Origin of the sequence: Streptomyces sp. NPDC058291, assembly GCF_042880855.1 — a bacterium.
In the GTDB taxonomy this organism is placed as follows: Bacteria; Actinomycetota; Actinomycetes; order Streptomycetales; family Streptomycetaceae; genus Streptomyces.
Genome location: NZ_JBHVYK010000007.1, coordinates 52,222 through 75,458, shown reverse-complemented (window position 1 = coordinate 75,458; position 23,237 = coordinate 52,222). Strand labels below are relative to the sequence as shown.

General features: G+C 74.1%; 23 protein-coding genes. 16 read left to right on the top strand and 7 right to left on the bottom strand.

Features of this window, described 5'->3' with window-relative positions:
* Nucleotides 1-144: 144 nt before the first annotated feature.
* From ACFVYK_RS05560 to ACFVYK_RS05550, 3 genes are all read left to right on the top strand, one after another.
* Nucleotides 145-768 (top strand): PadR family transcriptional regulator, encoded by a 624-nt coding sequence (locus ACFVYK_RS05560; protein ID WP_389768857.1) that lies wholly within the window; start codon nucleotides 145-147, stop codon nucleotides 766-768.
* Between the two features lie 169 nt (nucleotides 769-937).
* The gene (locus tag ACFVYK_RS05555; RefSeq protein ID WP_389768854.1) at nucleotides 938-1,963 is read left to right on the top strand and encodes an ATP-binding cassette domain-containing protein; all 1,026 of its coding nucleotides are present in this window, start codon (nucleotides 938-940) and stop codon (nucleotides 1,961-1,963) included.
* Nucleotides 1,960-2,736, top strand: a complete 777-nt coding sequence (locus ACFVYK_RS05550) for an ABC transporter permease (protein ID WP_389768852.1) — start codon at nucleotides 1,960-1,962, stop codon at nucleotides 2,734-2,736. Before ACFVYK_RS05555 ends, ACFVYK_RS05550 begins: the two co-directional genes overlap by 4 nt.
* Nucleotides 2,737-2,873: 137 nt before the next feature.
* On the opposite strand, the gene ACFVYK_RS05545 is transcribed toward ACFVYK_RS05550, so the two are convergent.
* On the bottom strand, nucleotides 2,874-3,731 hold the full coding sequence (locus tag ACFVYK_RS05545) for a siderophore-interacting protein (RefSeq protein WP_389768850.1): 858 nt from the start codon (nucleotides 3,729-3,731) through the stop codon (nucleotides 2,874-2,876).
* 67 nt (nucleotides 3,732-3,798) lie between these two features.
* Complete coding sequence (locus tag ACFVYK_RS05540; protein ID WP_389769023.1) at nucleotides 3,799-4,704, bottom strand: 5'-3' exonuclease H3TH domain-containing protein; 906 nt, start codon at nucleotides 4,702-4,704, stop codon at nucleotides 3,799-3,801.
* Between the two features lie 630 nt (nucleotides 4,705-5,334).
* Between ACFVYK_RS05540 and ACFVYK_RS05535 the strand changes: the two genes are divergently transcribed.
* Together ACFVYK_RS05535 and ACFVYK_RS05530 are read left to right on the top strand one after the other, a co-directional pair.
* Nucleotides 5,335-5,931 carry a helix-turn-helix domain-containing protein gene (locus tag ACFVYK_RS05535; protein WP_389768847.1) on the top strand — a complete coding sequence of 199 codons (597 nt, stop codon included), beginning with the start codon at nucleotides 5,335-5,337 and terminating at the stop codon, nucleotides 5,929-5,931.
* On the top strand, nucleotides 5,931-6,650 hold the full coding sequence (locus tag ACFVYK_RS05530) for a helical backbone metal receptor (protein WP_389768844.1): 720 nt from the start codon (nucleotides 5,931-5,933) through the stop codon (nucleotides 6,648-6,650). The genes ACFVYK_RS05535 and ACFVYK_RS05530 overlap by 1 nt, the downstream gene beginning before the upstream one ends.
* Here ACFVYK_RS05530 and ACFVYK_RS05525 read toward each other — a convergent pair.
* Nucleotides 6,562-7,728, bottom strand: coding sequence for a TDT family transporter (locus ACFVYK_RS05525; protein WP_389768842.1), 1,167 nt, complete (start codon nucleotides 7,726-7,728; stop codon nucleotides 6,562-6,564). The two genes, ACFVYK_RS05530 and ACFVYK_RS05525, sit on opposite strands and share 89 nt — an antisense overlap.
* Before the next feature lie 76 nt (nucleotides 7,729-7,804).
* Between ACFVYK_RS05525 and ACFVYK_RS05520 the strand changes: the two genes are divergently transcribed.
* Nucleotides 7,805-8,728, top strand: coding sequence for a LysR family transcriptional regulator (locus tag ACFVYK_RS05520; RefSeq protein WP_389768840.1), 924 nt, complete (start codon nucleotides 7,805-7,807; stop codon nucleotides 8,726-8,728).
* 101 nt (nucleotides 8,729-8,829) lie between these two features.
* Here ACFVYK_RS05520 and ACFVYK_RS05515 read toward each other — a convergent pair whose 3' ends face one another.
* Nucleotides 8,830-9,594: a gamma-glutamyl-gamma-aminobutyrate hydrolase family protein gene (locus ACFVYK_RS05515; protein WP_389768837.1), complete on the bottom strand. Its 765-nt coding sequence runs from the start codon at nucleotides 9,592-9,594 to the stop codon at nucleotides 8,830-8,832.
* A 63-nt stretch (nucleotides 9,595-9,657) separates the two neighbouring features.
* Nucleotides 9,658-10,392, bottom strand: coding sequence for a FadR/GntR family transcriptional regulator (locus ACFVYK_RS05510; protein ID WP_389768835.1), 735 nt, complete (start codon nucleotides 10,390-10,392; stop codon nucleotides 9,658-9,660).
* Between the two features lie 146 nt (nucleotides 10,393-10,538).
* On the opposite strand from ACFVYK_RS05510, the gene ACFVYK_RS05505 reads away from it, so the two are divergent.
* The 3 genes from ACFVYK_RS05505 to ACFVYK_RS05495 are packed head-to-tail and all read left to right on the top strand — an operon-like array spanning nucleotide 10,539 to nucleotide 14,073.
* Nucleotides 10,539-11,909: a glutamine synthetase family protein gene (locus tag ACFVYK_RS05505; protein ID WP_389768832.1), complete on the top strand. Its 1,371-nt coding sequence runs from the start codon at nucleotides 10,539-10,541 to the stop codon at nucleotides 11,907-11,909.
* Nucleotides 11,910-11,920: 11 nt separating this feature from the next.
* Nucleotides 11,921-13,294, top strand: coding sequence for an aldehyde dehydrogenase family protein (locus tag ACFVYK_RS05500; RefSeq protein WP_389768830.1), 1,374 nt, complete (start codon nucleotides 11,921-11,923; stop codon nucleotides 13,292-13,294).
* A complete protein-coding gene (locus ACFVYK_RS05495; protein WP_389768827.1) occupies nucleotides 13,291-14,073 on the top strand; it encodes a 3-oxoacyl-ACP reductase in 783 nt (260 codons plus the stop codon). Before ACFVYK_RS05500 ends, ACFVYK_RS05495 begins: the two co-directional genes overlap by 4 nt.
* 13 nt (nucleotides 14,074-14,086) lie before the next feature.
* Here the strand turns inward: ACFVYK_RS05495 and ACFVYK_RS05490 are convergent, their stop codons facing one another.
* Nucleotides 14,087-15,289: an amino acid deaminase/aldolase gene (locus ACFVYK_RS05490; RefSeq protein ID WP_389768824.1), complete on the bottom strand. Its 1,203-nt coding sequence runs from the start codon at nucleotides 15,287-15,289 to the stop codon at nucleotides 14,087-14,089.
* A 280-nt stretch (nucleotides 15,290-15,569) separates the two neighbouring features.
* Between ACFVYK_RS05490 and ACFVYK_RS05485 the strand changes: the two genes are divergently transcribed.
* The 3 genes from ACFVYK_RS05485 to ACFVYK_RS05475 all read left to right on the top strand — a co-directional run bounded on the left by ACFVYK_RS05485 (nucleotide 15,570) and on the right by ACFVYK_RS05475 (nucleotide 19,834).
* Nucleotides 15,570-17,543, top strand: a complete 1,974-nt coding sequence (locus tag ACFVYK_RS05485; RefSeq protein WP_389768821.1) for a hypothetical protein — start codon at nucleotides 15,570-15,572, stop codon at nucleotides 17,541-17,543.
* Nucleotides 17,540-18,757 (top strand): type VII secretion-associated serine protease mycosin, encoded by a 1,218-nt coding sequence (mycP, locus tag ACFVYK_RS05480; protein WP_389768818.1) that lies wholly within the window; start codon nucleotides 17,540-17,542, stop codon nucleotides 18,755-18,757. Before ACFVYK_RS05485 ends, mycP begins: the two co-directional genes overlap by 4 nt.
* 342 nt (nucleotides 18,758-19,099) lie before the next feature.
* Nucleotides 19,100-19,834, top strand: a complete 735-nt coding sequence (locus ACFVYK_RS05475) for an SseB family protein (protein ID WP_389768816.1) — start codon at nucleotides 19,100-19,102, stop codon at nucleotides 19,832-19,834.
* Nucleotides 19,835-19,872: 38 nt separating this feature from the next.
* On the opposite strand, the gene ACFVYK_RS05470 is transcribed toward ACFVYK_RS05475, so the two are convergent.
* Nucleotides 19,873-20,259 (bottom strand): DUF1844 domain-containing protein, encoded by a 387-nt coding sequence (locus ACFVYK_RS05470; RefSeq protein WP_389768813.1) that lies wholly within the window; start codon nucleotides 20,257-20,259, stop codon nucleotides 19,873-19,875.
* 371 nt (nucleotides 20,260-20,630) lie between these two features.
* Here ACFVYK_RS05470 and infC point away from each other — a divergent pair, with 371 nt between their 5' ends.
* The 4 genes from infC (at nucleotide 20,631) to ACFVYK_RS05450 (ending at nucleotide 23,218) form a co-directional block, all read left to right on the top strand.
* Entirely contained in the window at nucleotides 20,631-21,356 is a 726-nt protein-coding gene (gene infC / locus ACFVYK_RS05465; RefSeq protein ID WP_389769021.1) for a translation initiation factor IF-3, read from the top strand.
* A 107-nt stretch (nucleotides 21,357-21,463) separates the two neighbouring features.
* A complete protein-coding gene (gene rpmI / locus ACFVYK_RS05460; protein WP_003977225.1) occupies nucleotides 21,464-21,658 on the top strand; it encodes a 50S ribosomal protein L35 in 195 nt (64 codons plus the stop codon).
* Nucleotides 21,659-21,754: 96 nt separating this feature from the next.
* Complete coding sequence (gene rplT / locus ACFVYK_RS05455; protein ID WP_057580434.1) at nucleotides 21,755-22,138, top strand: 50S ribosomal protein L20; 384 nt, start codon at nucleotides 21,755-21,757, stop codon at nucleotides 22,136-22,138.
* A gap of 219 nt (nucleotides 22,139-22,357) precedes the next feature.
* Complete coding sequence (locus tag ACFVYK_RS05450) at nucleotides 22,358-23,218, top strand: TrmH family RNA methyltransferase (protein ID WP_389768811.1); 861 nt, start codon at nucleotides 22,358-22,360, stop codon at nucleotides 23,216-23,218.
* The last annotated feature ends 19 nt before the right edge of the window (nucleotides 23,219-23,237 follow it).

The window sequence follows — 23,237 nt, the reverse complement described above, 5'->3', positions numbered from 1 at the left end:
CCGCGTCACGCCGTCGTGTCCGGGGCGGGCCCAAGTCCTCACGCCGTCACCGAGGTCACCCGATCGCGTTATGTCGCGTCTCTTGTCTGGGTGCAAGGAACGCGATATGTTCGGCACCGGATATCCGGAAGCGAGGTGGTCGTCGTGGCGAGGAAACGCCGCAAGCTCAGCAACCCGTTGGCGCTCGCCGTGATGACGACGCTCTGGCAGAAGCCGATGCATCCCTACGAGATCGCCCAGACCTTGCGCAGCCAGGGCAAGGACACCAGCACCAAGACGAACTACGGCTCGCTCTACACCGTCGTGCAGAACCTGGAGAAGCACGGCTTCGTCGAGGTGACCGGGGTGGAGCGGCAGGGCAACCGGCCCGAGCGCACGGTCTACGGGCTCACCGACGCCGGGCGGGAGGAGACCGCCGAGTGGCTGTCCGACCTCCTCGCGATCCCGGCCGAGGAGTACCCGCTCTTCGAGACCGCGCTCTCGCTGATGGCGGCGCTGCCGCCCGACGAGGTGGTGCGTCTGCTGCAGGCGCGGCTGACGGCGCTGGAGCTCCAGGTGGCCGGCGGCCGAGGCGTGCTGGAGAAGGCCTACGAGACGGTGCCGAGGCTGTTCCTCGTCGAGACGGAGTACCAGTTGCACATGGTCGAGGCGCAGGCGCGATGGGTCGGCGGTTTCCTCGACGAGGTCAGGAGCGGCTCGCTGCCCGGAGTGGAGCAGTGGCACCGCTTCCACGAGACGGAGGAGTCGCCCCAGGAAGCCGGTAGCTGAGAAAGACCCCGGCAGGACTGCTGGAACAGTCCCGCCGGGGTCTCGAACCCCGAACCGAACCCGCCGTGAGGCAGCTCCAGGCCATCGAGGTGCGGCACACCCAGGATAGCCCGGTGCTCTTCAGGCGGATCAGCAGTCATGTCCGCTGACCCAGGAGAGCAGAATCGCCATGAGCACGACTCGTGCGCCCGCAGTGCAGGCGCGTCATCTCGTCAAGACCTACCCCGGTCAGGTCACCGCCCTGAACGGCCTCGACATCACCGTGGAGAGCGGCACCGTCTTCGGGCTGCTCGGCCCCAACGGCGCCGGAAAGTCCACCGCCGTCAAGATCCTCACCACCCTCGCCCGCCCCGACTCGGGCTCCGCCACCGTCGCCGGCCACGACGTGCTGCGCCACCCGGACCGGGTGCGCCGGGCGATCGGCGTCGTCGCGCAGAACTCCGGCGCCGACCCGGTCGCCACCGGCCGCGACAACCTCCGCCTCCAGGGCAGGCTCTACGGCGTGCAGGCGGCCGTCCTGGATCGCCGGGTGGACGAACTGCTCGAACGCTTCGCGCTCACCGAGGCCGCCCGGCGCCAGGTCAAGAGCTACTCCGGCGGCATGCGACGCCGGCTCGACGTGGCGCTCGGCCTGGTGCACCGGCCCGAGGTGCTCTTCCTCGACGAGCCCACCACCGGCCTGGACCCGCAGGTCCGCGGTGCGATGTGGGACGAGATCGGCCGGCTGGCCGACGAGGAGGGGCTGACGATCCTGCTCACCACGCACTATCTGGAGGAGGCCGACCGGCTCGCCGAGCGGGTCGCCATCGTCGACCGGGGACGTGTCGTCGTCACCGGCACGCCCGACGCCCTCAAGGGCGAACTCCGCGGCGACGCGGTGCATGTGGAACTGCGCACCGCCCTCGGCGACACCGGACGCGTGCTCGTGGAGGGCGCCCTGAGCGCTCTGCCGGGCGTGTCCGAGGTGATGGTCGACGGGCCGCGGATCAGCGTGCGCGCCCAGGACGGAGCGGCCGCGGTGCCCGCCCTGCTCGGCGCGCTGGAGCGGGCCGGGGTCGCCGTCGCCACCGCGACCGTCGCCCGGCCCTCGCTCGACGACGTCTACCTGCGGTACGCGGGCCGGCGCTACGCCGAGGCCGGGAGCCGGACCGCCGGGACCGCCGGCACCCTCGCGCCCGCCGGGGGTGCGCGATGAGCTCCGCGATCGCGCAGACCTGGTACATGACCCAACGTCAGCTGATGGTGTTCGCCCGTCAGCCCGCGTACGCGGTGATCACGTTGATCCAGCCGGTCATCTGGCTGTTCCTCTTCGGCAGCCTCTTCAAGAGCGTCGTCGAGCTCGGCGGCTTCGGCACGGGCTCCTACCTGGACTACCTGGTGCCGGGCGTGGTGGTGATGAGCGCCCTCGCCTCCAACCTGTGGGCGGGCATGGGCACACTGGAGGAGATCCAGCGCGGCACCCTGGACCGCTTCCTCACCACCCCGGCCAGCCGGGCGGCGCTGATGAACGGCAACGTCGTCCACAACGGCGTCGTCACCGCCCTGCAGTCGACCGTCATCGTGCTGCTCGGCCTGGCGGGCGGGGCGGACTACCCCGGCGGGGTCGCGGGCGTCGCCGTGCTGGTCGTCGCCTCGGTGCTGCTCGGCACGGTCTTCGGGGCGCTGTCCAACGCCCTGGGCATGCTGGTGCGGGAGCGGGAGTCGATCATCGGCGTCAACACGTTCCTGCTGCTGCCCCTGACGTTCCTGTCCAGCGCGTTCATGGCGCCGGAGCGGATGCCCGGCTGGATGCGTCACGTGGCCCGCTTCAACCCGCTGGACTGGGCGATGACGGCGGGCCGTTCGGCCCTGTCCGCGAACGCCGAATGGGGCGCGGTGCTCGTCCGCGGCGGGGCGCTGCTCGCGCTCGCGGTGGCGGCCGTGTGGCTGTCGATACGCACGTTCCGCTCGTACCAGCGGTCGGTCTGACCGCGCGGGCGCGCCGCGGTCGGACGGTTCGGCGGGCGCTCGGGCCGGTGCGGCGGTGGTGACTCGGCGGTGGTGATTCGGCGGTGGTGACTCGGCGGGCGGCGCGCTCCAGGGGAGCGGGTCGCCGTCCGCCGGGTTCACGCGGTCGGCGCCACGCCCTGCCGCTCCTGCTCCTGCTCCTGCTCCACGCGGGCGTTCCACTCCCGCTTGGACGCCTGCCAGCCGTCCTCGTTGTGGCCGAGCCGCCAGTAGCCGGAGATCGACAGGTCCTCGCGCGGGACCTGGAGCTCGACGCGCAGGAACTTGCGCAGCTCCTTCACGCAGGCCGCCTCGCCGTGCACGAACGCGTGCAGACGGCCCTCGGGGAACGGCAGCGCCCGTACGGCCTCGACGAGCATCTCGCCTATCGGCCGCTCGCCGCGGTGCAGCCAGACGACCTCGACGTCGGACTCGATCTTCTGCTCCTCCTCGGGGCCGGCCACCTCGACGAAGGCGTGCGCGACGGCGCCGGCGGGCAGCGACTCCAGGGCGGCCGCGATGGCGGGCAGGGCGCTCTCGTCGCCGGCCAGCAGATGCCAGTCGGCGGCCGTGTCGGGCCTGTAGGCGCCGCCGGGGCCCATGAAGCGGACGGTCTCGCCGGGCCGGACGCGCGCCGCCCACGGTCCGGCCAGGCCCTCGTCGCCGTGGATCACGAAGTCCAACGTCAGCTCGCGGTGTTCGGCGTCCCAGCGGCGCACGGTGTACGTCCGGGTGACGGGCCACTGCTCACGGGGGAACTCGGCCCGGATCCGCTCCACGTCGAACGGCTCCGGATAGGTCACTCCCTCGGGGCCGAAGAGCAGTTTCACGTAGTGGTCGGTGCACGTCCCCGCGGTGAAGTCCGCCAGGCCGTCGCCGCCGAGCACGACGCGGTGCATGTACGGGGTGAGCCGTTCGGTGCGGACGACCTGCGCGGAGTGAGGCTTGCGCGGCTTCCGTGCCGGACGTTCTGCCATGACGGCCTCCCATGTCGATGTAGTTAGGTTCACCTAAGTTAGCATCGTCCCGCGGTGACGCCCCCGTTCAGGGCGCCAGGGTCGTCAGCAGGCGCTGCAGCGAGCCGCCGAGCCCCCAGCGCTGCGCCAGTTCCTCCAGTGTCGCCCCGTCCCGCGGCGTGCGGGGCAGTGCGGTGGTCACCTGCGGCAGCGGTACGTCGTCGGCGACCTTGACCACCTTCGGCGCCACGGACACGTAGGGCCGCGCCTCGTCCAGTCGCTTGCGCTGGGACGGCGTCAGCTTCGCGGCGGGGTCGTCCACCGCCGCCATGATCCCGGCCAGATCCCCGAACTCGGCCAGCAGCTTGGCCGCGGTCTTCTCCCCGATGCCCGGCACGCCCGGCAGCCCGTCGCTCGGGTCGCCGCGCAGCAGCGCCAGATCGGCGTACCCGCGCCCGTCGACGCCGTACTTCCCGCGCAGCCACGCCTCGTCCGTCAGCTGCAGCGTGCCGACGCCCTTCAGCGGGTACAGCACGCGCACCCCGCGCGCGTCGTCCACCAGCTGGTAGAGATCCCGGTCGCCCGTGACGATGTCCACCGGGCCCTTCGCGACGCCGGTGAACGTGCCGATCACGTCGTCCGCCTCGTAGCCCGGCACACCCACGCGCGCGATGCCGAGCGCTTCCAGGACCGCCTCGATGATCGGCACCTGCGGCGAGAGCGTGTCCGGCACCTCCTCCGCGTCCGGCCCCGTATCGCGCTCCTCGGCGACGCGGTGCGCCTTGTAGGAGGGGATCAGATCGACCCGCCACTGCGGCCGCCAGTCGGCGTCCATGCAGGCCACGAGCTCGTCCGGCCGGTGGTCCTTCACCAGCCGGTCGATGAAGTCCAGCAGCCCGCGCACCGCGTTCACCGGAGTGCCGTCCGGCGCCCGCACGGAGTCCGGGACGCCGAAGTAGGCGCGGAAGTAGAGCGAGGCGGTGTCGAGGAGCATCAGTCGTCCGGTCACGCCACGCATCATGCCGCACGAGTGCCCGGGTGACCGGTGCGCACGCACTCCCGTGGCACGCGCGGTACGCCGCGGGCGGGTGAGCCGGGCCACTCACGCGTTTGCCGCTGACCGGCCGGGGCAGGTACGGGAGCCGGGCGACCCGGTGACCTGACAGCACCGCGGCCGTCCCCGCCGAGGGGCGGGCGCCGGCGCCCGGCCTCACGGCCCGCGCCGGGGCCCGCCCCTCGCTCTGTACACACCCCCAGGCCATGGGAAGCCGCGGGAGGCCGTGGGAAACCACGGGGGGAAGATTTCGGCCAACCACGCAGAGCTACACTCGTCCCCGAGCCGGGCTCCCGGCGAAGCCGGGGACGAGCGGGAACACATGGGGCCGCTCGCGCATTGAACCGGACGACGGGAGGGCGGCGCAGCGCCCGCCGCCCCGGGGCTCCGGTCGACTGGCGTGAACTGTGAGGTCGCGCGTCACCCCGTGTGTCCTCGATGTGACGGGCCCGTGAAACGGTTTGCCGAACATGCGTAGGGTGCAGAGAACTCACCACAGGACGCACGAAGGACGGGCCCGAGGACGCACCGGGCACGCGGCGCGGACGAGCTAAGGAGGGAGCCGGAGCGATGGGCGACCACAAAGAACAGCCCCTGCGGGTGGGCGCGGCCGTGCGGCGCCGGCGCCGCTCCCTGGAGCTCACCCTCGCCGTCGTCGCCGAGCGCAGCGGCCTGTCCGTGCCCTTCCTGAGCCAGATCGAGAACGACCGCGCGCGCCCCAGCACCGGCTCCCTGGAGAAGGTCGCCGACGCGCTGCGCACCACCGCCGTCGAACTCCTCGCCGCCGCCGACCCGGCGTGCAGCGTCGACGTCGTGCGCGCCGAGGTCGTCGAACAGGTCCGGGGGCAGGAACCCGACGCCGAGCCCCGCTCCCGCTCCCTGGTGCGCGGCCACCATCAGATGCACGCCTCCGAGTTCACCGGCGACCACGACGCGGGACGCGAATTCCAGTACCGCAACGACCAGTTGATGTACGTCGCCGACGGCGCGGTGGAGATCGAGGCGGAGGGCCGCGCCTACCGGCTCGGCCGCGGCGACACCCTGTACCTCACCGGCGGCGTCCGCCACCGCTGGCGGGCGACCGTGGCGGACACCCGGGTGGTCGTCGTCGCGGTGGCCGAGCACATCGAGGCGGTACGGGACCGTGACCGGGGGCGGAAGCGGTAGTGCGGGTCGTCTCCCTGGTCCCGTCGCTCACCGAGGCCGTGGCCGCCACCGTGCCCGGCGTCCTGGTCGGGGCCACCGACTGGTGCAGCCACCCGGCGGACCTCGACGTCGTGCGGATCGGCGGGACCAAGAACCCCGCCGTGGACCGGATCGTCGCCCTCGCCCCCGAACTGGTGATCGCCAACGAGGAGGAAAACCGGGAACCGGACCTGTCGGCCCTGCGGGCGGCCGGACTGCGGGTCCTGGTGACGGAGGTCCGGGACGTCCCGCAGGCCTTCCATGAGCTGGCCCGGGTCCTCGACGCCTGCGGAGCGCCGTCGCCGCCGCACTGGCTCACGGAGGCCGAGGCGGCCTGGGCGGCGCCGCCGCCTCTCGCCGAGCCCCGGACGGCCGTCGTGCCGATCTGGCGCCGCCCGTGGATGGTGCTGGGCCGCGACACCTTCGCCGGGGACGTGCTCGCCCGGCTCGGCGTCGACCATCTCCACGCCGCGCACCCCGAGCGCTATCCGCGGATCCCGGTCGAGGAACTGCGGGCGGCCGCGCCGGACCTGGTCGTGCTGCCCGACGAGCCCTACCGGTTCACCGCCGACGACGGCCCCGAGGCCTTCCCCGGACTGCCCTGCGCGCTCGTCAGCGGACGGCACCTGACGTGGTACGGCCCCTCGCTCGCCGAGGCCCGCGAGGCGCTGGGCGAGGCCCTGCGAGCAGCGTGCCGCTGAGCAGCCCGTGCGCGGTGTGCGCGGCGACGACGCCCCACGCGGCGACCAGCACGAGGTACAGCGCGCAGGCGAGCAGGTCGAGGACGACGAGCCCGGTGTGCCGGGCCAGGGCCGCGCACCCGGTCACACAGGTGCCGACCGGGAAGGTGAACGCCCACCACGTCATCGTGAACCCCATCCCGTGCCGGCGGGCCCGTGCCACGTGCGCGACGGCCAGACACAGCCACAGCAGCGCGAAGCCCATGACGGGCGCCCCGTAGAGCACCGCGAGCACGCCGAGGCCGAGGCCGTCCGGTCCGGGCAGGACCTGCGGGGCGACGTCGGCGAAGTTCCCGGCGGCGGTCGTGGACTGCCCGAGCGGACCGAGGACGAGGACGAGGGTCGGCGCGAGCGCCAGGGGCGGCGGTCCGCCGGTCAACAGCCGCCCGAACACCAGCGGCAGCATGACGAACGTGGCCAGCAGGCTCAGCCCGAACAGCGCGAGGCACGCGAGCAGCAGCGTCTGCCGAGGCTGCCCGGCCGGCAGGTGCGGCGACAGCAGCGGGCCGAGCGCGGCGGACACCATCGGCGCGACGAGCGGCAGCAGCCACACCGGCGTGGCCTGCGCCGCCGTCACCCGGTGGCGCACGGCCATCAGGTACGGGACGGCGACGGCGGCCGCGAGGGCGACGACCGTGCCGGCGGTGAACAGCACCGCGTCGAGGGCGACCGCGGCGTCCAGGCCGATCCAGTCCCGGCCCGTGGTGAGCGCGCCGCCCCCGACGGCGAGCAGCGCCATCGCGAGGCAGCCGTAGAAGGGCGCCGTCGCCGGGTCGAGGAGATGCGCGCGGGCCTGGTCGCGGTGGTGGCGCCAGTGCAGGGCGCGGGCGGCGAGCAGCGCTGCCAGGAGCAGCAGGGAGAGCGCCCAGAAGGCCGCGCACAGCGGCCGCAGCCCCGGGACACGGACCGGCAGCGCGGCTCCCGCCGTGGCGACGATCGCGGTGCCCATGACCGTGGCGTACCAGTTCGGTCCGAGGTGACGGACGGCGGCGGCGCGCGGGCGGGGCAGGACGTACAGGGGCTGGGCGGCGGTGACCATGCCACCACGGTCGCCCCGGGCCGCGGCCGCGACCAGGGAGGATGTCTCTATGGGGGCATAAACTGGGCTTATGGGCATGGGGAGCGCGAACGAAGAGCGACAGGGCGGCGGCTCGGTCGCGCACCGCGTCCCGGATCTGGGCGCGCTGGAACTGCTGCTGGCGGTGGCCCGGCTGGGCAGTCTCGGCGCGGCCGCCCGGGAGCTCGGCATCACCCAGCCCGCCGCGAGCAGCCGGATCCGTTCCATGGAGCGCCAGTTGGGCGTGGCCCTGGTGGACCGGTCGCCGCGCGGCTCCCGGCTCACCGACGCGGGCGCGCTGGTCACCGACTGGGCGGGGCGGATCGTGGAGGCGGCGCGGGCGTTCGACGCGGGGGCGCAGGCGCTGCGGGACCGGCGGGACTCGCGGCTGCGGGTGGCGGCGAGCATGACGATCGCGGAGTACCTGCTGCCCGGCTGGCTGCTCGCGCTGCGCGCCGCGCGGCCGGACACGGCGGTGTCGCTGCTCGCGGGCAACTCGGCGGCCGTCGCCGAGCGGCTGCTGACGGGGGAGGCGGACCTCGGCTTCGTGGAGGGGCTCACGGCGCCGGCCGGCCTGGACTCCGCCGTGATAGCGCACGACCGCCTCGTGGTCGTCGTCGCGCCCGGGCACCCGTGGGCCCGCCGCCGGCGGCCGCTGCCGGCGTCCGAGCTGGCGTCGACGCCGTTGATCCTGCGGGAGAGGGGCTCCGGCACCCGCCAGGTCCTCGACACGGCCCTGGGCGGCCTGGCCCGGCCGTTGATCGAGCTGTCCTCGACGACGGCGGTGAAGGCCGCGGCGGTGAGCGGGGCCGGCCCGGCGGTGCTGAGCGAGCTGGCGGTGGGGGAGGAGCTGGCGCTGCGGCGGCTGGTGGCGGTACCGGTGGACGGCGTGTCGCTGGCCCGCGACCTGCGCGCGGTCTGGCCCACCGGCCACCGCCCCACGGGCCCGGCACGGGACCTGCTGACACTGACCCGGGACTAGGGACTGTCGTTTGCATCACCCCGCAGACGCGGGGGCCGGCACGCACATCTGCGGCGTTGTCGTCGGTTGCCGACTCCCCCGCTCTCGGCCCGGCCGCGCCCCTAGGGGAGGTCGGGTGTCGGCGTGGCGCGGGCGGCGGGCCGCGAGGCGGCGGTGACCAGGGCGCGCATGACGCGGACGTCCTCGCCCATCTCCGGATGCCACTGCACGCCCAGCACCCAGCCGGCGGACGGCGCTTCGACGGCCTCCACGGTGCCGTCCGCCGCGTGGGCCGACGCGACCAGGCCCACGCCCAGACGGTCCACCGCCTGGTGGTGGTAGGTGGGCACGGACGTCTCCTGCGGGACCACCCGCGCGTACAGCGTGCCCGGGACCGGCCGGACGGGGTGGCGGCCGACGACGCCCACGGCCTCGACGTGCCCCTCGACGTGCTGGGTCAGGGTGCCGCCGAGCGCGACGTTCAGCAGCTGCATGCCCCGGCAGATGCCGAGCAGCGGCAGGCCGGCCGACAGCGCCGCCTCGATCAGGGCCAGCTCCCACGCGTCGCGCTCGCGCGCCGGGGGCCCGGTGCGGGGGTCCGGCCGGGCGCCGTAGCGGCCGGGCTCGACGTCGGGACCGCCCGCGATCACCAGCCCGTCGAGACGGGCCACCGTCGCCGCCGCGTGTCCGGACGCGTCCGGCGGGAGCATCGCGGCCAGTCCGCCGGCCCGCTGCACGAGCCGGGGGTACCCGGCGGGCAGCAGGGCCGCGTCCAGCTCCCACACGCCCCAGCGCACACCGGGCTCCAGATACGTGCTGACGCCGATCAGCGGCCTGCCGCCCGCCGCGCCGGTCCCGGACGCCGCAGCCCGCGCCGTCACCGTCATGTGCCCTCCGACCGCTCAATGGGCCGCCTTCATACCATTACGCGGCCTCGTCGTGCGCGCTGCTCAGGTGAGGAAGCCCCGGAGCAGGGCCGCCGTCCCGGCGCAGTGCTCCCTCATCATCTCCCGCGCGCCGTCCGCGTCGCCGTCCAGCACCGCCTCCACCAGCGCGGCGTGCTGGCGCTGGGAGTGCTCCAGGTTGCGCACGAGCAGCGGTATGCAGTCCAGCAGGTCGTTCACCGTGGCCCGCACCGCCGCGTACCGCGCCGTCAGCGAGGGGGAGCCGCACAGCTCGGCCAGGGTGAGGTGGAGCATCGTGTCCCGGCGGCGGTAGTCGGCCAGCGGCGCGTCCGCCGTGCGGGCCAGGGCCGCGCGCAGCCGCTCCGCCCGCTCGTCCGACAGACTGTGCGCGGCGCACAGGCCCGCCGCGCCGACCTCCAGCACCTCCCGGAAGCGCAGCACGTCCTCGACGTCGGTCCCCGCCACGCGCCGCCGCAGTTCGTCCTCGCCGCCGGCGTCCGTCCGCGGCAGCACGAACGTCCCGCCGTACCGGCCCCGGCGGGCCTCGACCAGCCCCTGGTCCTGGAGGACCTTCAGCACCTCGCGCAACGTCACCCGGCTGATGCCGAGCCGTTCCGCGAGCTCCCGCTCGGCCGGCAGCCGCTCTCCCGCCGGCACCAGGCCCAGCCGCACGACCTGCAGGATCTGCTCCAGCGCCTCCTCGAAGCCGTTCCCGGCCCGCACCGGCCGCAGCACCGGCGTCAACCGGTCGTCCGGTGCGCCGTCAGCGTTCACCGACATCAGGTCGTGCCCCCTTCCCAAGCAATGGTTCTCGGCAATACCTTATGGCCACCGGCCACCGGCCGCCGACCCTCAGAAGACGACAGACGACAGACGACAGACGACAGACGACGACAGAAGCCGAGGAAGCCTGAGGAGGCCCTCCCGTGGCAGACCGCACACCCCCGCTCCCCGTCGAGGAACTGCGCGCCCTCGTCGCGAGCGGTGAGATCGACACCGTCGTCCTCGCCTTCCCCGACATGCAAGGACGTCTCCAGGGCAAGCGGTTCGCCGCCGGGTTCTTCCTCGACGAGGTCCTCCCGCACGGCACCGAGGGCTGCAACTACCTCCTCGCCGTCGACACGGAGATGAACACGGTCGACGGCTACGCCATGTCCTCCTGGGAGAGCGGCTACGGCGACTTCGCCATGCGTCCCGACCTGTCCACCCTGCGACGCGTGCCCTGGAACGCCGGCACGGCGATGCTGATCGCCGACCTCGCCTGGCACGACGGCTCGCCCGTGATCGCGGCCCCCCGCCAGATCCTGCGCCGCCAGCTGGAGCGCCTGGCCGAGCACGGCCTCACCGCCCAGGTCGGCACCGAGCTGGAGTTCATCGTGTTCAAGGACACCTACGAGGCCGCCTGGGACGCGAACTACCGGGACCTCACGCCGGTCAACCAGTACAACGTCGACTACTCGGTCCTCGGCACCGGCCGGGTGGAGCCGCTGCTGCGCCGCATCCGCAACGAGATGGCGGGCGCCGGTCTGACCGTCGAGTCCGCCAAGGGCGAGTGCAACCCCGGCCAGCACGAGATCGCCTTCCGCTACGACGAGGCCCTGGTCACCTGCGACCAGCACGCCGTCTACAAGACCGGCGCCAAGGAGATCGCCGCCCAGGAGGGCGTCTCGCTCACCTTCATGGCCAAGTACAACGAGCGCGAGGGCAACTCCTGCCACATCCACCTCTCGCTCACCGACGCCGACGGCACGAACGTCATGGCCGGCACAGCCCAGGACCCGGACGGCATGTCCGAGGTCATGCGGCACTTCCTCGCCGGACAGCTCGCCGCCCTGCGCGACCTCTCCCTCCTCTACGCCCCCAACGTCAACTCCTACAAGCGCTTCCAGCCGGGCTCCTTCGCCCCGACCGCCGTCGCCTGGGGGCACGACAACCGCACCTGCGCGCTGCGGGTCGTCGGCCACGGCCGCTCCCTGCGCTTCGAGAACCGGCTGCCCGGCGGCGACGTCAACCCGCATCTCGCGGTGGCCGCACTGGTCGCCGCGGGCCTGTACGGCGTCGAGCGGAAACTGGAACTGCCCGAGGCCTGCGCCGGCAACGCCTACACCGCCGACTACGCCCACGTGCCCACCACCTTGCGCGAGGCCGCCGAGCTCTGGGGGAACAGCCCGATCGCGCGCGCCGCCTTCGGCGAGGAGGTCGTCGCCCACTACCGCAACATGGCCCGCGTCGAGCTCGCCGCCTTCGACGCCGCGGTCACCGACTGGGAACTGCGCCGCTCCTTCGAACGCCTGTGAAAGGTCACCCCTTGTCCGACCCGCATGAGCTCGTCGTCCTCAACCCGGCCACCGAGGAGGTCGTGGCCACCGTCCCCGCCGCCGACGCGGCCGACGTGGACACGGCCGTCCTGCGCGCCACCGCGGCGCAGGCCACGTGGGCCGCCCTGGCGCCCGCCGACCGGGCGCGGCTGCTGCGCCGCTTCGCCGACGTCGTCGACGCCCACGTCGAGGAACTGGCGCTGCTGGAGGTCCGCGAGGCCGGCCATCTCCTCGGCAACGCCCGCTGGGAGGCCGGCAACGCCCGCGACCTGCTGCTGTACGCGGCCGGCGGCGTGGAGCGGCTCCTGGGCGGCCAGATCCCCGCTCCCGGCGGCTGGAACGTCACCTTCCACGAGCCGCTCGGCGTGGTCGGCGTGATCGCCCCCTGGAACTTCCCCATGCCGATCGCCGCCTGGGGCGCCTTCCCGGCCCTCGCCGCCGGCAACGCCGTCGTCCTCAAGCCCGCCGAGACCACCCCCCTCACCGCCCTGCGCCTGGCCGAACTCGCCCGGGAGGCGGGCCTGCCCGAGCATCTCTTCCAGGTCCTGCCCGGCTACGGCCCGGTCGCCGGACGGGCGCTCGTCGAGCACCCCGGCGTCGCGAAGATCGTGTTCACCGGGTCCACCCGCACCGGCCGCGAGGTGATGGAGCGCTGCGCCGGCCAGGTCAAGCCGGTCACCCTCGAACTCGGCGGCAAGAGCCCCAACGTCGTCTTCGCGGACGCCGACCTGAAAGCCGCCGTCGACCCCTTCTCCTTTCTCGACAACTCCGGCCAGGACTGCTGCGCCCGCACCCGCATCCTCGTCCAGGAGTCGGTGTACGACGAGGTCGTCGAGCACCTGGCGCGCGAACTGGCCGCCGTCGTGGTCGGCGACCCGGCCGACGAGGGCACCCGGATGGGCCCGCTGATCTCCCGTCAGCAGGTCGACCGCGTACGGTCGTTCGTGCCCCACGGCGTCCAGGCGCTGCGCGGCCGCGCGCCCGAGGGCCCCGGTTTCTGGTTCCCGCCGACCGTCCTCACCGGCGTCGCGCCCGACTCGCCCGCCGCCCGCGAGGAGATCTTCGGACCCGTGGCCGTCCTGCTCCCCTTCACCGACGAGGCGGACGCGATCCGGCTCGCCAACGACACCCCCTACGGCCTCTCCGGCTCCATCTGGACCCGGGACGTGGGCCGCGCGCTGCGCGTCTCGCAGGCCGTGCGCGCCGGAAACCTGTCCGTCAACTCCCACTCCAGCGTCCGCTACTGGACCCCCTTCGGCGGCTTCAAGCAGTCCGGCGTGGGCCGTGAGCTGGGTCCGGACGCCCTGACCGCCTTCACCGAGACCAAGAACGTCTTCATCAGCACGGAGGGCCCCGCACAGTGACCAGAGAGATCGTCTGCCGTCGGCTCGTGGGCCGTACCGCCGTCGTCACCGGAGCCGGCAGCGGCATCGGCCTAGCCGGCGCCCGCCGGCTCGCCTCCGAGGGCGCGCACGTGGTCTGCGGCGACGTGGACGAGCCCCGCGGCGCGGCCGCCGCCGAGGAGATCGGCGGCGTCTTCGTGAAGGTCGACGTCACCGACCCCGAACAGGTCGAAGCGCTGTTCAGGACCGCGTACGACACCTACGGCAGCGTCGATGTCGCGTTCAACAACGCCGGGATCTCCCCGCCCGACGACGACTCCATCCTGGAGACCGGCCTGGAGGCCTGGAAGCGGGTGCAAGAGGTCAACCTGACCTCCGTCTACCTGTGTTGCAAGGCCGCCATCCCCTACATGCGGCGCCAGGGCAGGGGCTCCATCATCAACACGGCGTCGTTCGTGGCCAGGATGGGCGCGGCGACCTCGCAGATCTCGTACACGGCGTCCAAGGGCGGCGTCCTGGCCATGTCCCGCGAGCTGGGCGTGCAGTTCGCCCGGGAGGGCATCCGGGTGAACGCCCTGTGCCCGGGGCCGGTCAACACCCCGCTGCTGCAGGAGCTGTTCGCCAAGGACCCGGAGCGGGCCGCCCGCCGCCTGGTCCACATCCCCCTGGGCCGGTTCGCCGAGGCCGAGGAGATCGCCGCCGCCGTCGCCTTCCTGGCCAGCGACGACTCCTCGTTCGTCAACGCCACCGACTTCCTGGTGGACGGCGGGATCTCCGGCGCCTACGTGACACCCCTGTAGGGCGCGTGCCAGGTCAGAGGAACGTGCGGCCCTCGCCCCGGTAGGTCGGCACGGTCGCCGTCACCGCGTCCCCCTCGACGAGGTGCAGCACGTCGAACCGCTCGCACAGCTCACCGGCCTTCGCGTGCCGGAACCACACCTTGTCGCCGATCAGCAGATCGTCGGCCGGGGAGCCGATGAGCGGGGTCTGCACCTCGCCGGGGCCCTCCTGGGGGTCGTAGCGCAGCCCCTCGGGCAGATACGGCACGGGCAGCCGGTCGGGCCCGGCGGCGCCGGAGGCGGGGTAGCCGCCGCCGAGGACGGTCACGATCCCCACCCCGGGCCGCCGCACGACGGGCTGGGCGAACAGCGCGGCCGGACGCCCGCTGAACGACGTGTAGTTGTCGAACAGACGCGGGACGTACAGCCCCGACCCGGCCGCGATCTCCGTGACCGCGTCCTCGGCGGCGGTGTGCTGCACACTGCCGGTGCCGCCGCCGTTGACGTACTCCAGGTCCGGCGCGACGGCGCGCACCGCGCGCACCACCGCGGCGCGCCGTTCCGCCAGCTCGCGCCGGGCGGCGGCCTGCATCAGCCGGATCGCGCGGGAGCGGAAGGGACGCCCGGCGACGGCGTCCCCGACCCCGGCGATGTGCCCCTCGTACGCCATGATCCCCACCAGCTTGAAGCCCGGCCGCCGGACCACCGCCCGTGCCACGTCCACGACTTGGGCGGGGGAGTGCAGCGGGGAGCGCAGGGCGCCGACCCGCAGCCGGCCGCCGAGCAGCTTGAGCGCGGTGTCCAACTCCAGGCAGACGCGGATCACTTCGCCGCCTTCGCCGCGCGCCGCGTCGATGAGGTCCAGTTGGGCGACGTCGTCGACCATGACCGTGACGGCGGCGGCCAGCTTGGGGTCGGCGGCCAGTTCGGCGAAGGCGCCGCGGTCGGCCGACGGGTAGGCGAGCAGGATGTCCTCGAACCCCGACCGGGCCAGCCACAGGGACTCGGCGAGGGTGAACGACATGATCCCGGCGAAGCCGTCCTTCGCCAGCACGCGTTCCAGCAGGGTCCGGCAGCGCACCGACTTGCTGGCGACGCGGATCGGCTTCCCGCCCGCCCGGCGCACCAGATCATCGGCGTTGGCGTCGAAGGCCTCCAGGTCCACGAGGGCGAGAGGGGCGTCGAGATGGGCGGTGGCCCGGTCGTAACGGGCCCGGTCGGCGGCGCGCGCAGTCATGAGCGCAGCCTGCCAGACAGGATTACCGCAGGGTAGGGGGACGTTCCGGGCAGAAGCCCCGGGGGGCGCGGACGGTTCCCGTTTGCCGGGCGACAAGCCGTAGAGTGACGCGCACGCACGGAGGGACGGCTCCGGCCGGACACCCGCGTCGGGATGCCGCTCCGCCCCTGCGGGTATGCGTGCCCGAACGGATCGCCGCGTCCGGACGGGCCGCCCGGGCGACGAGAACGACGGCCCGCGTACCAGAACGACGGCCCGGGGACGAGGAAACGGGGGGCGCATGAGCACGGAAGCACGCCGCGCCTCGGTCCCCCCGCGTCCCGACGTGCCTCCCCAGCCCGGTGTGCCCCCGCGTCCGACGGCACCGCCTCGCCCCTCCCGGCCCCCGGCGCCGGACGCCGCCCCGGCGAACCCCACGGACCCGGCCGGCGCCGAAGCCTTCGAGACGGCCCGTCCCGCGAGCGGCGGCCGCCCGGAGCGCAATCCCGCCCCGCGCCCCGCGTCCGGCCGCCCGGAGCGCGCCTCCGCGCACCGGACGACGCCCGCCGCGACGGAGCCGGATCCCGCACCCCGGACGTCCGCCGGCCGGGTCGGGCCGCCGGTCGCCGAGGACCCCACGGGGGTCGGCGCCGCCTCCGACACCGCCGACCCCCCCTCACGCACCGCCCCCCGCTTCGTCAGGCTGCGGGCCCAGCACACGGACGCCATGCCCCCGCCGCCCGCCTCGGCACGCTTCCCGGACATCCCGCCGCGGCCGCCCCGCCCCGCCCCGCCCCGGCCGGACGACACCGGCACGCCCGCGCGCGCCGAGGAGCGCCCGCCGGCCCCGAACGTCCCGCGCCCCAGCCCCCCGCACGACTTCCGCCGCCCCCCGCGGCCCGCCAGGCCGGCCCCCCGTCCCGCGGACGCCCCGGGCGCCGCCGACGCGGCCGGGCCCCGGCCCTCCGGCGCGCCTCCGTCCCGTCGGCAGGGCCCGGTGGCCGGGGCCGGCCGGCCCGGAGCCGGTGCGACCGCTCCCGACGGCCTCGCAGCGGGCGCGGCTCGTCCCGCCCACGGCGTGGGCGCCGAACCCCGTTCCGCCGGTCCGGACGACGCACCTGGTTCCACGGCCTCCGCGGACCACGTCTCCGAGCGGGCCTGGTCGCCCCTGCCCCGGGGCTGGATGCCCACGCCCGGCACCGCCCGGCCCGAGACACGGCCCGAGACACGGCCCGAGACACGATCGGGGGGCGCCGGGGCCCGACCGCGCGGCGACTGCCGTCCGGGACCGGCGGCGGACGAAGCGCCGGCCTGGAGTCCCGCGGCGACCGTGCGGCGACCCGACTTCACCCCCGCCCCCGCACAGGAGGCCCCCCGACGGCCCGACGCCGCCGCGGGCACGGCGGGCGCCCCCGATCCGGCGCTGTCCTGGAGCGCCCCCATGACCCCCGGCGGCTCCCCGGGCGCCACCCGGCCCGTGGTCACGTTCGCCCGCCCCGAGGGATACACGCCCCGCCTCCTCGGCAGACGCGGCCGCACCGCCGCGGCCGCCGCCTGCGTCGTCCTCGGACTGGGCCTCATCGGTGGCGCCGTCACCGGCAGTTGGCTCGTCGGCGGCCCGGGGGAGGGCACCGAGCGCAGCGCCTACACGACCGCCGGCGGCCTGTGGCACAACCTGCCCGTCGACCAGCTGTTCCCGCGCACCGTGGACGGGCAGGGCGCCGGCCCCGGCGGCGCCGACCGCACCTGGACGCGCATCGCCGTCGCCCCGGACGGCGGCTGCGCCGGCGCCTTCGACCCGCTGCTGCTGAAGGCGCTCGCCCCCGTCGGCTGCCGTCGCCTTCTGCGCGCTACGTACACCGACGCCACCCAGAGCCATGTGACCACCGTCGGCCTGCTGTTCACCGAGGCGGACGCCGCCGCCATGCGCGCCCTCGACACCCGTTTCGCCAAGGAGGGCCTCGCCCAGCGGGCGGATCTGATGCCCCGCCCGTACGCGGCCGAGGGCACGGTGGCCGCCGGGTTCGGCGACCGGCAGCGCGCCGCGTGGACGGTCTCGATCCTCACGGACGCGCCCGTCGTCGTCTACGCCGTCTCCGGCTGGGCCGACGGCCGGACCGTCGCCGCCCCGCAGCCCGCCTCCCGGGCCACCGCGACCGGCGCCACCACGGCTCCCGCGCAGGCCGGCCTCGGCAACGAGGCGCAGGGCCTCGCCGACCGCGTCGAACGCGGCCTGCGCAGGACCGCCGCCGCACCCTCGGAGCAGCCCTCATGAGCACCCGCGCGACCCGGACGAGGCGCACGTCCCACAGGGCCGGGCTCCTCGGCTGCCTCCTCGCCGTCGTCGTCGCCCTGACGCCGCCCTCCCTCGCCCACGCCGACAGCATCCGCGCCCAGCAGTGGGCTTTGGACGCCCTGCACACCCAGCAGGTCTGGCAGACCACCAAGGGCCGCGGCATCACCGTCGCCGTCCTGGACACCGGCGTCGAGGCCGACCACCCCGACCTCGCCGGCAACGTCCTCGCCGGCAAGGACATGGTGGGCTTCGGGGCGCAGCCCGGCGACCGCGCCTGGGCCCGCCACGGGACCGCGATGGCCAGCATCATCGCCGGTCACGGGCACGGCGCCGACAACGGCGACGGGGTGCTCGGGATCGCCCCCGAGGTGAAGATCCTTCCCGTCCGCGTGATCCTGGAGGACGGCGACCCGCAGCGCACCAAGGCCCGCAACACCCGCGGCAACGCCCTCGCCGACGGCATCCGCTGGGCCGCCGACCAGGGCGCCGACGTCATCAACCTCTCCCTGGGCGACGACTCCGCCTCCGCCCATCCCGAGCCCGCCGAGGACGAGGCCGTCCAGTACGCGCTGAAGAAGGGCTCGGTCGTCGTCGCCTCGGCCGGCAACGGCGGCGAGAAGGGCGACCACATCTCCTACCCGGCCGCCTACCCGGGCGTCATCGCCGCGACCGCCGTCGACCGCTACGGCACGCGCGCCTCGTTCTCCACCCGCCGCTGGTACGCGACCGTCAGCGCGCCCGGCGTCGACGTCGTCATCGCCGATCCGGATCACAAGTACTACCAGGGCTGGGGGACCAGCGCCGCCTCCGCCTTCGTCTCGGGAGCCGTCGCGCTCGTCAAGGCGGCCCATCCCGGTCTGACCCCGGCGCAGATCAAGAAGCTCCTGGAGGACACGGCCCGCAACGCTCCCACCGGCGGCCGCGACGACTCCCGCGGCTACGGCTTCATCGACCCGGCCGCCGCCGTCCGGGCGGCCACCGCCCTCGAGCCGCAGGGCCTGCAGTCCGCCGCCTACGGCGAGCGGTACTTCGGCTCCGGCCCGGACAAGGCGAAGGCGGACGACGACCCGTCGAGCTGGGCGGGCCTGCTCGCGGGCGGCTCCGGCGGAGTGCTGCTGCTGACGGCGGTCGTCCTGTGGCGCGGCCGCCGCGAACGCGACCGGCACGAGGCCTACGAGGGGTACGAAGCCTAGGGGGACGCCTCTCCGGCGGCCGGGCCGCTCACCCGGCGGCGCAGGACGTGGGCGACGAGGCGGGCGAGGCCGGCGCCTGGGCGGTCCGGCTGCACGAGGTCCGCGCGACGGCGGACGCCGTACGGGTCGCGCGAGCCGTGCAAGGGGCGGGCGCGGCGGCCGCGACGTGCTCCGGGGGTCCATGACCGCGATGATCGGGGCGGCCGCTGTGCGGGCCGTCGGACGGGCGTGAGCGCCGGGTCAGGGGACCGGCGTCCACCTGAGAATCCCGTGAAGGACGTCGCCACCGCGAGCCGGGCCCCGCACCGGCCGGCCGGCGCGGCCCCGATAGGGTCGACGACCGTGGCGAACAAGAACATCCCCGACCCCGGCTTCTCCGACGACGACGGCTCCGCGGACCCCCGGCTGAGCGCGGCGCTCGCCGCCTGGGCCGAGGACCGCACCGCCGTGGCGCCGGTCCTGGCGGCCCTCAAGGGCGCCCGGCTCCTCGTCCCCGTGGTGGCCGTGCTGGGCGAGGTCGAGGAGGACGAGCACGGGCTGCGCCGCGAGAAGACCAGCGACATGGCCGTCCCCACGCTGAAGGCGGGCTCGCGCACCGCGCTGCCCGCCTTCACCTCCACCGACTCCCTCGCCCGCTGGGATCCGCAGGCCCGCCCCGTCGCCGTCCCGCTGCACCAGGCGCTGCAGGCGGCCGCGCACGAGAAGGCCGACACGGTCGTCCTGGACCTGGCCGGGCCGGTGGCCTTCGAGCTGACCGGCCCTGCGCTGCTGGCGCTGGCCGAGGGCCGCACCTCCTCCGATCCGCTCGACGACCCGGCGGTCGTCGCGGCCGTGCGGTCCGCCGTGGCCGCCGAACCGGAGGTCCTCAGCGCCCACCTCGGGCCCGGACAGGCCGACGGCACCCTCGCCCTCGTCCTCGACCCGGCGGCCGCCCCCGCCGAGACGGCCCGTGCCGTGGCCCGCCGCCTCGCCGCCGACGAGACGCTGAGGGCCCGCCTGGTGCGCGGTCTCGACCTGGCGCTGCTGCCGGCCGGGACGACGCCTCCGGGCGAGCCCCTGTACGTGAGGACTCCGTGAAGGGCTGAGGCACGGGGGCCGGGCCCTCCGCGCCCGGCTCAGCCGTAGACCGGGCCCGTGTACTTCTCGCCCGGGCCCTGGCCCGGCTCGTCCGCGACGATCGACGCCTCGCGGAACGCCAGCTGCAGCGACTTCAGGCCGTCGCGCAGCGGGGCCGCGTGGAAGGAGCTGATCTCCGTCGCGGACGCGTCCAGCAGACCGGCCAGGGCCGTCACCAGCTTGCGGGCCTCGTCGAGGTCCTTGTACTTGTCGCCCGCCCCCTCTTCCGGGGCCAGACCGAGCTTCACCGCGGCGGCGCTCATCAGGTTGACGGCGACCGTCACGATCACCTCGACGGCCGGGACCTCGGCGATGTCGCGGGTCATCTCGTCGAAGTCGGGGGTCTCGGGCGTCCCGGCGGAGCCGGCGGGGGAGGTGTCACTCATGCAGGACACGATAGGCGCAGGCCGCACCGGGTCCGGTGGCGAGGCTCGATTGGCCGTTCGCGGCGGGGGCTGGTAATCTCGGTTTACGACCGGTCGGACACGCGTGCCCCTCAGCAGGCGGGCCCGGCCCACAAGTGGAGACTCCGAGCTCCCACCCGACTGTCCTCGCGGACGGCGGGTCACCCCGGTCAGGCGGTCACCATCGTTCCGTACGGACGATGGAATCGCCCGGTAGCGCGCCCCGCGATCCTTGCGGCGGTGCTCCGGTAGTGCTTGGAGCCCCGCATGTGATCGTTCGGGGCATTTTTTGTGCTTCGACGTGGTTGTCGAACATCGAACACAGACGTTACGCGGCCGTCCGCCAGACTGCCGTGTGGTGCTACCAAGGAGGATCCATCAGCACCGAGCCCCGCATCAACGACCGGATTCGCGTTCCCGAAGTGCGACTTGTCGGTCCCAGTGGCGAGCAGGTCGGCATCGTGCCGCTGGCCAAGGCCCTGGAGCTTGCGCAGGAGTACGACCTCGACCTGGTCGAGGTGGCGGCGAGCGCACGCCCGCCGGTCTGCAAGCTCATGGACTACGGGAAGTTCAAGTACGAGTCGGCCATGAAGGCCCGTGAGGCGCGCAAGAACCAGGCGCACACGGTCATCAAGGAAATGAAGCTCCGGCCGAAGATCGATCCGCACGACTACGACACCAAAAAGGGTCACGTCGTCCGGTTCCTCAAGGCGGGCGACAAGGTCAAGATCACGATCATGTTCCGTGGTCGCGAGCAGTCCCGGCCGGAGCTCGGCTTCCGGCTGCTGCAGCGTCTCGCGTCGGACGTCGAGGACCTCGGCTTCATCGAGTCGAACCCGAAGCAGGACGGCCGGAACATGATCATGGTTCTCGGTCCGCACAAGAAGAAGACCGAGGCCATGGCCGAGGCTCGGCAGGCGCAGGAGGCCCGCAAGGCCGAGGCGAAGGCCAACCCCGGTCGCTCGCAGAACGCCGCGGACGCCGACGCCGTGAACGCCGAGGGCGACGCAGAGGTCGAGGCGACCGACGCCGAGGCGGCTGACGCCGAGGCTCCTGCCGAGGCTTCCGCCGAGGCGTGATCCGAGGGGCGAGAGTCCCGCGGACATAACCGATACCAGCGACGTTCCGCCGTGCCCGGTTTCACGACCGGGCACCGGAACGCCACCGACGAGGAGAGAACGGCGCTATGCCGAAGAACAAGTCGCACAGCGGTGCCAGCAAGCGCTTCAAGATCACCGGCTCCGGCAAGGTGCTCCGCGAGCGTGCCGGCAAGCGCCACCTGCTCGAGCACAAGTCGTCCCGCGTGACGCGCCGCCTCACCGGCAACGCCGAGATGGCCCCGGGCGACGCCGCGAAGATCAAGAAGCTTCTCGGCAAGTGACGTCGGGCGCAAGCGTCGCGCCTGACCTCTGACCGGGACCCAATCGTTTCCGGGTTGTGTGAGTCCAACCACGGCCCCGCTACAAGGAGTTAACAAGTGGCACGCGTCAAGCGGGCAGTCAACGCCCACAAGAAGCGCCGGGCGATCCTCGAGGCGGCCTCCGGCTACCGCGGTCAGCGTTCGCGCCTGTACCGCAAGGCCAAGGAGCAGGTCACCCACTCGCTGGTCTACAACTACAACGACCGCAAGAAGCGCAAGGGCGACTTCCGTCAGCTGTGGATCCAGCGCATCAACGCTGCGGCCCGCCAGAACGGCATGACGTACAACCGCCTCATCCAGGGTCTCAAGGCCGCGAACATCGAGGTCGACCGCAAGATCCTGGCCGAGCTGGCCGTGAACGACGCCACCGCGTTCGCCGCGCTGGTCGAGGTCGCGCAGAAGGCACTCCCGGCGGACGTGAACGCGCCCAAGGCCGCGTGACGCTGCGCCGGCGTCAGCCGACGTGACCGAAGGACCCGCAGGTTCAGCCTGCGGGTCCTTCGCTGCTGACGCCCGCCGGGTCCGTCGTCCGGACGCCGGCCGCCCGTGGCCGGGCGCGCCCACGCGGCGGAGCCGCACCTCGACGCAGCCCCGCGCCCCTCGGGGGCTGCAGTCGCCCCCGCTGCCGAGCCGGCCGCACAGCTACCGAAGGTGAACCCCATGCCCTCCGCCGCCCCCGAGCTGATCTCCCCCCGTTCTCCCCGGGTGTCCGCCGCGCGGCGGCTCGCCAGGCGGAACTTCCGGGGCAAGGAACGGCTGTTCCTCGCGGAGGGGCCGCAGGCCGTGCGGGAGGCCGTGGCGCACCGCGCCGACGGACAGGCGACGCTCGTGGAGCTGTTCGCCACCGTCGAGGCCGCCGAACGCCACGCCGACGTCATCGCCGGGGCGCGCTCGGCCGGCGCCCGGGTCCATCTCGCCGACGAACAGGTCATCGCGGACGTCTCCACCACCGTCACCCCGCAGGGACTCGTCGGGATCTGCCGGTTCCTGGACACGCCCTTCGAGCGGATCCTCGCCGCCCGGCCCCGGCTCGTCGCCGTCCTCGCCCATGTGCGCGACCCCGGCAACGCGGGCACCGTGCTGCGGTGCGCCGACGCCGCCGGCGCCGACGCCGTCGTCCTCACCGACGCCTCCGTCGACCTCTACAACCCCAAGGCCGTCCGCGCCTCCGTCGGCTCCCACTTCCACCTGCCCGTCGCCGTCGGCGTCCCCGTCGAACAGGCCGTGGCGGGGCTCAGGGACGCCGGCGTGCGGATCCTCGCCGCCGACGGCGCGGGGAACGACGACCTCGACGACGAGCTGGACCAGGGCACCATGGGCGGCCCCACCGCGTGGGTGTTCGGGAACGAGGCCTGGGGGCTCCCCGAGGAGACCCGCGCGCTCGCGGACGCCGTCGTGCGCGTCCCGATCCACGGAAAGGCCGAGAGTCTGAACCTGGCGACCGCCGCCGCCGTATGTCTCTACGCGTCGGCCCGTGCACAGCGCGCCTCCGGAGGGTGCCGCTCCGTCACCGACAGCTAGTAGGGTGACGAGTTCGCGG